This window comes from Enterococcus sp. HMSC078F03 (assembly GCF_001811595.1).
Lineage (GTDB): Bacteria > Bacillota > Bacilli > Lactobacillales > Enterococcaceae > Enterococcus > Enterococcus faecalis.
Genome location: NZ_KV805562.1, coordinates 30,816 through 31,311 on the forward strand (window position 1 = coordinate 30,816; position 496 = coordinate 31,311).

Genomic DNA, 496 nt, shown 5'->3' on the forward strand with positions numbered 1-496 from the left:
CCGACTTAAACTTTGGCAACGAAGGGGACGTGTTACATTCCAACAAACCAACAGTGACACCGCCTGCACCAACGCCAGAAGATCCAACGATTACAAAAGATATCGAAAATCAAGAGCACTTAGATTTAACCAATCGTGAAGATAGTTTCGATTGGCATGTCAAAACAGCTTTCGGTAACGAAACCAGCACATGGACCCAAGCTAGCATGGTAGATGACATTAATAAAGTGTTAGACATCACAGACGTGAAAGTTACTGATGAAAATGGTAAAGATGTTACAGCCAATGGCACAGTAACACAAGAAAATAACAAAGTAACTTTTGCAATGAATAAAAAAGACGACAGTTATACCTACTTATCTGGTCACACATACACAATGACCATTACCACTAAAATTAAAGCAGACGCAACGGACGAAGAATTAGCGCCTTATATTGAACAAGGCGGGATTCCCAACCAAGCCGACTTAAACTTTGGCAACGAAGGGGACGTGTT

At 40.9% G+C, this 496-nt stretch carries 1 protein-coding gene; it reads left to right on the plus strand.

Annotated elements, in window-relative coordinates:
* The coding region (locus HMPREF2810_RS08430; protein WP_141750867.1) for an isopeptide-forming domain-containing fimbrial protein at positions 1–496 on the plus strand (496 nt) is incomplete at both ends.